The 9,273-nt window shown below is 70.6% G+C and carries 6 protein-coding genes; 4 read left to right on the forward strand and 2 right to left on the reverse strand.

Going from position 1 to position 9,273, the window contains the following annotated elements; genetic code table 11:
• Positions 1-179 precede the first annotated feature (179 nt).
• The 4 genes from D7X74_RS35315 (at position 180) to D7X74_RS35330 (ending at position 7,389) form a co-directional block, all read left to right on the forward strand.
• A complete protein-coding gene (locus D7X74_RS35315) occupies positions 180-3,449 on the forward strand; it encodes an SNF2-related protein (protein WP_233596037.1) in 3,270 nt (1,089 codons plus the stop codon).
• A 157-nt stretch (positions 3,450-3,606) separates the two neighbouring features.
• Complete coding sequence (recN, locus tag D7X74_RS35320; RefSeq protein ID WP_120537395.1) at positions 3,607-5,340, forward strand: DNA repair protein RecN; 1,734 nt, start codon at positions 3,607-3,609, stop codon at positions 5,338-5,340.
• A gap of 106 nt (positions 5,341-5,446) precedes the next feature.
• Complete coding sequence (locus D7X74_RS35325; protein ID WP_120537396.1) at positions 5,447-6,244, forward strand: Stp1/IreP family PP2C-type Ser/Thr phosphatase; 798 nt, start codon at positions 5,447-5,449, stop codon at positions 6,242-6,244.
• A 227-nt stretch (positions 6,245-6,471) separates the two neighbouring features.
• Entirely contained in the window at positions 6,472-7,389 is a 918-nt protein-coding gene (locus tag D7X74_RS35330) for a M23 family metallopeptidase (protein WP_120537397.1), read from the forward strand.
• A gap of 81 nt (positions 7,390-7,470) precedes the next feature.
• On the opposite strand, the gene D7X74_RS35335 is transcribed toward D7X74_RS35330, so the two are convergent.
• Both D7X74_RS35335 and rlmM read right to left on the reverse strand, forming a co-directional pair.
• Complete coding sequence (locus D7X74_RS35335) at positions 7,471-8,175, reverse strand: diguanylate cyclase domain-containing protein (RefSeq protein WP_120537398.1); 705 nt, start codon at positions 8,173-8,175, stop codon at positions 7,471-7,473.
• 46 nt (positions 8,176-8,221) lie between these two features.
• Positions 8,222-9,247: a 23S rRNA (cytidine(2498)-2'-O)-methyltransferase RlmM gene (rlmM, locus tag D7X74_RS35340; RefSeq protein ID WP_120537400.1), complete on the reverse strand. Its 1,026-nt coding sequence runs from the start codon at positions 9,245-9,247 to the stop codon at positions 8,222-8,224.
• Between the last annotated feature and the right edge of the window lie 26 nt (positions 9,248-9,273).

Genomic DNA, 9,273 nt, shown 5'->3' on the forward strand with positions numbered 1-9,273 from the left:
GGCCGGAAGGCGGGCGGTCGGGGACGGGACCAGGGCATGGCGGACGTTGATGATCTCACAGCTTCGCTCGGGGGGACGTCATCCACCGGCGGACGCCATATTTTTTCCCGCGCGCGGGGAAGCCTTCGCTGTGTTAAGCGAGGCGGTTCCCCCCGACCAAGGCCAAGGAGTCTGGGGCATTGCAAGCCGTGCAAACCACCGCCGACACCCGAGACCCTCTCTCCCCGCAAGACGGACTGTGGCTTCGCGCCCTCAAGGCCGAGGTCCAGCCCCCCACGTTCAAGAAAGGTCGAGAGGTGGCCGAGGGCCGCCGCGTATTCGGCCTGACACGTGAGCCCGAACGCATCCGCGCGCAGGTCGCGGCTCCGACGGGCGAGCGCTATGACGTGGTCCTGATGCCGGCAGAGGGGAAGGTCGTTTCTTCCTGCACCTGCCCGGTGTGGAACACCACCGGCCCGCACTGCGAACACGTCGTCGCCGTGGCGCTCATCTACGCCGCGCGTTTCCGTCCGCCTCCGCCGCCGCAGAAGGCCGCGCCGCCTCCGCCGCCCCCTCCGATGCCGGAGGACGACGGGATGCCCGCGGACGACGAGGTCGAAATCCCCAGCGACGCGCCGGGGATGGAAGGCGTCACCCTGCCCGCGCTCGCGAAGGTGGAGAGCTGGCTGGGCCTGTCGTCGCTGCCGGACTACGAGTTCCTCTACCGGCTGACCCCCGCCAACACGAGCACCGGTGGCTCCACCGGCCGTCACTGGGTGGTGGACGTGCGCCGCCAGGACGCGCAGACCAAGGGGCCCGTCCACGTGAAGCGCCTGCTCCAGACGGGCAGCCGCATCGCGCCCCCGGACGAGCGCATCTTCATGGTGCTCGCGCGCCACGAGCAGCGCTACGACTCGCGCATCGTGCTGTCCGACGAGGACCTGGTCGAAGTGCTGGAGCTCTTGCGCCAGCGCCGGGTCATCTACCGGGGCACGCCGCTCGTCTACATGGACGCGCCCGTGCGTCCGCAGATCCACCTGGAGTCGCGTCCGGACGGCGCCACCGCGCAGATTGAGCTGCTGTTCCCGGACGGCGTGGGCCTGCCGCTCAAGGACGTCATCGTGCTGGCGGGGCGGCGCACCTGGGTCATCCAGGCGCAGAACCTCCACCCGGTGGAGCCGGACTTCCCGCCGCGCCTGTTGCGCAAGTGGCTCCTGGAGCCGTCCATGGCCTTCCCGGCCGGACAGCTGGACCGGGTGCTGACGTTCTTCGCCGCGCACCTGCCGCGCTTCCGCATGTCGCTGAAGGCGGACGACATCGAGGTCGACGAGGCGGTGGAGCCGCGCTTCGTGCTCACGCTGGAAGGCGCCGCCGAGCGCGTGAAGGTGCAGCTGGCCGCGCGCTACGGCCAGACGACGGTGGCGGTGTCGCCCAACGCGACCCACCTGGGCTACGCCAGCGGCGTCGGCGAGGACGCCCGCAAGCTGTACCGCCGCCGCGACGAGGTGGAGCGCGCCGCGGGCAAGCTGCTGATGGACCAGGGGATGCGCTTCGACGTGCCCACCCTGGCCTTCGAGGCGACGGGCGACGCGGCCCTGGAGTTCTGGGCGCGGGGCCTGGCGAGCCTGCCGGAGGAGTGGGAGCGCTACGGCGTCACCGCCCCCAAGGTGCGGCTGCGTCCGAAGCTCAAGCCGCGCATCCGCGTGGGCATGAGCGGCGTGCAGTGGTTCGACCTGGACGCGGAGTTCGTCACCGACGATCAGGCCGTGGACCTGGGCGCCATCCGCATGTGGCTGGACTCGGGGCGCAAGTTCGTGCCCCTCAAGGATGGCTCCTTCGCGGAAGCGGACACCGCGGAGATCAAGCGCGTGGCGGACCTCCTGGAGGAGGCCGGCGCCATGCCGGGCCGCACGCGCACGCGGCTGCCGCTGCATCAGGCGGTGGCGTTGGATCTGCTCGCGGACCTGGGCGAGTTCACCGAGGTGGAGGCCAAGGCGCGGCAGGCGATGCTCGCGCTGCGTGAGACGTCGGGCGTGCCGAAGGTGGCCGCGCCGGAGGGACTCCAGGCCACGCTGCGCCACTACCAGGAGTCAGGCCTCTCCTGGCTCTGGTTCCTGCGCCGGCACGGGCTGTCCGGCATCCTCGCGGACGACATGGGTCTGGGAAAGACCATCCAGTCCCTGAGCCTGATGCAGAAGGTGGCCAACGAAGAGGGCCACAAGCCGTCGCTGGTGGTCGCGCCCACGAGCGTGCTCGCCAACTGGGAGCGCGAGGCGGAGCGTTTCACCCCGGGCCTCAAGGCCATGGTGTGGCACGGACAGGACCGGCGTGAACGGGCCGAGGACCTGAAGGGCATGGACCTGGTGCTCACGTCGTACGCGCTGGTGCGCCGCGACCTGGAGCAGCTGTCCCAGGTGGGCTTCCGCTACGTCATCCTGGACGAAGCGCAGAACATCAAGAACGCGGACAGCGCCACCGCGCAGGCGTGCAAGTCGCTGCCCAGCGAGACGCGCCTGGCGCTCACCGGTACGCCGCTGGAGAACCGGCTGTCGGAGCTCTGGAGCATCTTCGACTTCCTGATGCCCGGCTTCCTGGGCAGCGCGGAAGGCTTCAGCGACCGCTACGAGCAGCCCATCCAGGTGGCCAACGACGCCACCGCGAAGGACCGGCTGCGACGGCGCATCCAGCCCTTCATCATGCGCCGGCTCAAGACGGAGGTGGCCAAGGATCTGCCGCCGAAGACGGAGAGCGTCGCGTGGTGCGAGATGGAGCCCGGCCAGGCCGCGCTCTACCGCGAGGTGCTGGAGGAGAGCCGCCGCAAGGTGAACGACTCCATCGAGAAGGTGGGCTTCAAGCGCAGCCGCGTGTCCATCCTCGCCGCGCTGATGCGCCTGCGGCAGGTGTGCTGCGATCCGCGCCTGCTCAAGATGCCGCCCGGCACGCTGTTGCCGTCCAGCGCGAAGCTCGAGCGCTTCATGCAGCTCGTGGAGGACCTCATCGCGGAGGGCCACCGCGCGCTCGTCTTCAGCCAGTTCACGGAGATGCTGGAGCTCTTGAAGCAGGAGGCCGACAAGAAGGGGATGACCTACCTGTACCTGGACGGTCGCACCAAGGACCGCATGGGCAAGGTGGACGAGTACAACCGTCCGGACGGGCCGCCGCTGTTCTTCATCAGCCTCAAGGCGGGCGGCACCGGCTTGAACCTCACCGCGGCCGACTACGTCATCCACTTCGACCCGTGGTGGAACCCGGCCGTGGAGGATCAGGCCACGGACCGTACGCACCGCATCGGGCAGACGCGCGCGGTCATCAGCTACAAGCTGATCACCCGCGGCACGGTGGAGGAGAAGATCCTCAGCCTCCAGCGTCGCAAGCGGGAGCTCGCCGCCGGCGTGCTCGGCACGGACGGTGACGACATGGGCCGCACGCTCACGGAGCAGGACATCCAGGAGCTGTTCACCGAAATCTGATGGGCCCCAGGAGCGGGTGGAAAGGTTGTGGTCCCAACGGGCCCGCCCTCCCACCCGCTCTGCCTGCGTGCACCCGACCCGAACACCTGTGCAGTGTCATCGAGACCTGCTAGGGTGTTCAGGTGTTGGGGCGACGTACGGACCGCGGAGGGCGCGCGTGCTGCTGGGACTTCGGATTTCGAACGTAGCGGTGATTGAGGAGGTGGAGGTGGCGTTTGGCGCCGGCCTTACCGTCCTCACGGGTGAGACAGGGGCTGGCAAGTCCATCTTGGTGGACGCGTTGGGTCTGTTGCTCGGGGGCAGGGCGGATGCGGACGTCATCCGAGCGGGCTGCGAGGACGCGGCGGTGGAGGGCGTGTTCGCCCGGACACCGGTGCTGGCCTCGAGACTGGAGGAACTGGGCCTCCCCGACCTGGGAGACGAGGTGCTGGTGCGCCGGGTGTTGGGGCGCACCGGGCGCGGCAAGGTCTACGTCAACGGCGCGCTGGTGACGCTGGGGGTCCTGGGGAAGCTCACCCGGGGCGCGGTGGACATCGCCGGCCAGCATGAGCACGTGAGCCTCTTCGACTCCGGGCTGCACCGGGTGCTGCTCGACAAGTACGGGCGCCTGGAGGACGCGCTGGCCGCGTACGGCCGCGAGTGGGCGAACCTGCGCGAGGTGGAATCCCGCATGGACGCGCTCGGCGGCGACGACGCCAAGGTGCGCGAGCGCGCGGAGTTCCTGCGCTTCCAACTGGATGAAATCACGCGCCTGGATCCGGAGTCCGGCGAGGACGTGAAGCTGGACGCGGAGCGCCGGCGGCTGGGCAGCGCGCAGAAGCTCAAGCGCCACGGCGCGGAAGCGGAGCTGCTGGTCGCGGGCGAGGCGCCCTCGGCGGTGGAGATCGTCGGGCGGGCGCTGGGGCTCGTGCACGAGGGCGTCAAGTGCGACGCGTCCCTCGCGCCGGTGGCGCTGTCGCTCAGCACCGCGCTGTCGGAGCTGGAGGAGGCCGCGCGCCGGCTCAACCGCTATGTGGAGGGGCTGGAGTCCGACCCCGGGCGGCTGGGCGAGGTGGAGGAGCGGCTGGACGCGCTCAAGCGGCTGTGCCGCAAGCACGGCGTGACGCTGGACGGCGTCCTCCTGAAGCGCGGCGAGCTGGAGACCGAACTGGGCACGCTGGAGAACCGGCGCGAAATCCTGGAGGAGCTGAACCAGGAGAAGAAGCGCGTGGAGGAGCGGGCGCGCAAGGCGGCGCTGTCCCTGTCCAAGGCGCGCAAGGCGAGCGCCGGGGCCTTCTCCCAGCAGGTGCGGGAGGGCCTGGGCGGGCTGGCCATGGGCAAGGCCGCCTTCGAGGTGCGGGTGACGGCCGGGGAGACGCTGCGTCCGGATGGCCTGGACGAGGTGGAGTTCTTCTTCAGCGCCAACCCGGGGGAACCCGCGCGCGCGCTGGCCAAGGTGGCCTCGGGCGGCGAGGCGAGCCGGCTGCTCCTGGCCCTCAAACGTGCACTGGCGGACAGTGACGCGTGCGGCTGCTACGTGCTGGATGAGGCGGACGCGGGCGTGAGCGGCGCCATCGCGGACGTGGTGGGGCGGATGATTCGCGAGGTCAGCTCCCACCGGCAGGTGCTGTGCATCACGCACCTGCCCCAGGTGGCGGCCTACGCGGACGCGCACCTGCTCATCCGCAAGAGCGTCCGGGGCGAGCGCACCGTGTCCCAGGTGCTCCCCCTGGCGGCGGGCGCCGAGCGCACGCAGGAGCTGGCGCGGATGATGTCCGGCGTGGAGGTGACGCGCGAGGCGCTGGGCGCGGCCGAAGCCCTGGTCCGTTCGGCCCACCGCTCCCCCCGGGCGCGCCGGGAATCGGGTCCGGAGGGCACCAGCCCCCGGGGTCGGCTGCGGCGGACGGCCTGAAACCGGGCCTCGAAGGTAGGGGTGACCCAGGGGGGAGGGCATGACGCACCGTGAGTTTTCGTCCGCGTCCTTGCCCCCTCATTGGGGCTCACATAGCATCCGGCGCGTGTCCAGCACCGCAGGGCAGACCGCGGCCCCCCGCCATAAAGTCATCTCCGCTGGCCTGACGGACGTCGGGCGCAAGCGCAATCACAACGAGGACAGTTTCCTCATTGACGATGAGCTCCAGCTCTACGTCGTGGCGGACGGAATGGGTGGGCACGCGGGTGGTGGTACCGCGTCGCGCATCGCCGTCGAGACCATCGACAAGGAGTTGAGGCGCGCGCGCGAAGGGCGAGACAACCCCTTCGTCAGTGTTCCCAACCTCCAGGAGTCGCCCATTCCAGAGGCGCTTCGTTCCGCGGTGGAGAAGGCCTGTCAGGCCATCTACCTCACCGCCCAGGACGACGCGCGGCTCTCTGGCATGGGAACGACCGTCATCTCCCTGGTGGTCCGCGACGAGCACGCCTTCTTCGCCCATGTGGGCGACAGTCGCGCGTACCTCATCCGCGGCGACCTCATCCAGCAGATCAGCGAGGACCATTCCCTGGTCAACGAGCAGATCAAGGCCGGGATGATCACCCCCGAGGAGGCGAAGCACTCCCGCTACAAGAACATCATCACCCGCTCCGTTGGCTTCGAGGAGGAGGTGCAGGTGGACGTCATGGGGCTCGTGTCCGAGCCCGGCGACGTGTTCCTGCTCTGCTCCGACGGTCTGGCCAACATGCTGGAGGACCGGGAGATCCACGACGCCGTGGCCCGTGCCGGCAGCTTCGAGGAGGTGCCCAAGCACCTCATCGACCTGGCCAATGAGCGCGGCGGCGACGACAACATCAGCGTCATTGTCGTGCGCATGGGCGGCTGAAGTCCGCCCTCGACCCGGGTGCGGTGGGGCGCGCCCGGCCTCTGTTGACCTTGACACTCTTCAAAGACGGATGATAGCTGCCCCAACCTTTCCACCCACGGCAAATCGCCAGTGGGTGACGGTGTGTGGGGGGCGGTTGGCGGGGGAGGTGTTGCGAGCGCGCGGAGCGACTTAGGTTCTGCCGCCGGAAGTCCCACGTAAGAGCAGGGTTTCTCCAGGAGTGGTCCGTGGCCAAAAAGTCCTTCACGCTGATGGTCATCCCGGACCACGACGCTCCGGTGAAGCGCTACACCATCCAGCGCTCCTGGCTGGTGCAGGTGGGCATGGGCCTGATGCTGGTGGCGGGACTGGGCGCGGGTGCGAGCATCCACTACCTGCAGGTCGCCGCCGACGCCTCGGAGAACCGCATCCTGCGTGAGGAGAACCTCACGCTGCGCTCCCAGCTCAAGTCGGTGCGTGAGCGCATCGAGCACATTGGCTCCACGCTGGACCGGGTGGAGCGCTTCGACCAGAAGCTGCGCGCGGTGACGCTGTTGTCGGACCCGCAGCGCAACCTGGCCATGGGCCCCACGGAGCCGGAAGCCGGCACCATGGCGCCCGCGACGGACACCCAGTTCACGCAGCTGACCACCACGGAGACGCCCAAGGTGCTGCTGGGCCGCCTGGACCGGCTGTCCGCGGAGGCCACCCGCCAGGAGCTGAGCCTCCAGGACCTGCAGGCCTACTTCCAGGACCAGAAGTCGCTCTTGGCCTCCACGCCGTCGGTGTGGCCGGCGCGCGGCTGGGTGACCAGCGACTTCGGGCAGCGCCTGGACCCGTACACGGCGGACCGGGTGACGCACGCGGGCCTGGACATCGCGGCGCCCCACGGCAAGGAAGTCACCGCGCCGTCGGACGGCACGGTGGTGTTCGCGGGCCTGGAGGGCGGGTACGGCAACGTGCTCGTCATCGACCACGGCTACGGCATCAAGACGCGCTACGGCCACCTGTCCAAGATTCTCGTGAAGGCCGGCGACCGCGTGAAGCGCGGCGTCCCCGTGGCGGCGGTGGGCAACACGGGCCGCTCCACCGGTCCGCACCTGCACTATGAGGTGCGCGTGAACGGCGTGCCGCAGAACCCGCGCAAGTTCATCCTCGAGGAGTAGCCCGAGGCGATTCCAGGGCGCGCGGTCCGGGGCTCCCAGCAGCGAGCCCCGTCGATCCGCCCCGAAGCTTCCTCCGACGCTTCAGGTTCCTTCCGGCTCCGGAAGGAACGCATCCAGGCGAAGGTGCCGGCGCTGCAGGCCGTGCGTCCGCCCGGTGCGCTCCATGATGTAGGCCCGCTCCACCTCCGCCCACAGGAGCGGCCCCAGCACCTGCCAGTGGGACGGCTGGTGCACCGTCAGCTCCAGCAGCGCCACGGTGAAGCCCGGCACGTCGGTGGCCGCCGCGCCCGGGGGCAGGGTGGGGCGCAGGTCCTCCGTCAGCCGCGCCCGCGTGGTGTCCGCGCTGTCCTCGCGCACGGTGAGCTGGGACGTGGGCACGAGCAGCACCGCGAAGCCGTCCGGCTGGAAGCGCACGATGCGCGCGCCCGGGTACTGCGCCGCGAGCGACGCGACGAGCGCCTTGAGCAGCGCGTCCCCCGCCGGGAAGCCGAAGCGGGCGTTGAAGTGGATCATCTCCTTCACGTCCACCATCACCGCGCCCACGGTCCAGCCGTCATGGTGGGCGTGCGTGGACAGGTCAAACTGCTCCTTGAGGAGCGTCCCCTGCGTCAGCGCCAGCACGTGCAGCGCCCCGGTGGCGTCGGGCTGGCCGCGCCGGCGCTGCTCGGTGGCGATGAGTTCCAGGGCGGCCGCCTGGGGCGCCTCCTGCGCGTGCCCGGGCCGGGCGGCCCGGGGGTGGAGTGCGACGAGCGCGGTGGCGGTGGAATCGTCGATGGAATAGGGCATCGTGCCCGGGTGTGTAGCGCGGACGGCACCCGGGCGCAGGCTGCTTTCAGCGCATGCGTCGCGCCGTCACCGTCACCTCGTCCCGGTCATGGTAGAGCTGGCGGACGGTGAGGCCCTCCCAGCCCCCGTCGTCCACGAGGATCTGCTTCACGCGCAGGAGCAGCGGGTTCTTGTCCTTCATGGGCAGCTTGATGTTGGCCACCAGGTTGCGCGCCCAGCGGCGGCGCCCCCACTTGGCCAACAGCTGCGCCACCTCCAGCGGCCGCCACGCCATGTCGCAGAAGAGCCAGTCCGCGGGCTCCTCCGGGGCATAGGCGAAGGCGCTCTCCTGGACGTGCTGCACGCGGGGGTTCTTCGTGAGCTCCGGCATCAGCTTCGCCGGGTCCACCGCCACCACCCGCGCCCCGCGCGCCACCAGCCGCTGCGTCCAGCCGCCCGGCGCCGCGCCCAGGTCCACGCAGACATCGCCGCGTCCCGGCTCATCCGGCAGGCCGTCCAGGGCCTCCTCCAGCTTCATCGCCGCGCGGGAGGGGGACTCGCCCGCGCGCTTCATCCGCCGCCGGCCGCCCGGAGCGAGCGATAGCGCCTCGCGGGCACTCACCGCGCCCAGGATGAGCACGCCGTCCGGCGCCACGCACAGGCCCACCAGCAGGGCGCCGGACTCGCGCGCCCGGTTGTCGTCCTCCAGCAGGCGGTTGGGGTGGATGGCCGCGCGCACCGCGGCTTCCAGCGCCTCCGCGCGTCCGGCCTGCGTATTGCCGCGCTCGCTGTCCGGCGTGAAGGCGCGCAGGAGCCAGGGAACGCGGGTGGGCAGCTCGGAGAGGGCGTCCACGATGTCCTCCACGGGGACCTGCTCCCCAGCCGCGGGGGCCCAGGTGGCGATGACCCGCTCGGCCGCCCGGCCGAAGGCGGGGGGCACTTCCGGCCGGTGCTCGGACTCCACCAGGGCGGGGCCCAGGATGCGGGGGTTGGCGTGAGCCCACACCAGCTCCTCGAACAGGTGGGCTTCGAAGCCCTCCCGGCACGTCCACAGCCAGCGCCCTGGCTGGGCGGCGAGCGTCTGTGCGGGGATGGAAGGAGCACGCGCCCGAGGTGGGA

It is taken from the genome of Corallococcus sp. CA047B, assembly GCF_003612065.1.
Lineage (GTDB): Bacteria > Myxococcota > Myxococcia > Myxococcales > Myxococcaceae > Corallococcus > Corallococcus praedator.

Excerpts from the sequence above, each read along its gene's own strand:
- D7X74_RS35335 (WP_120537398.1), bottom strand. The coding sequence starts at position 8,175 with ATGCCCTATTCCATCGACGATTCCACCGCCACCGCGCTCGTCGCACTC.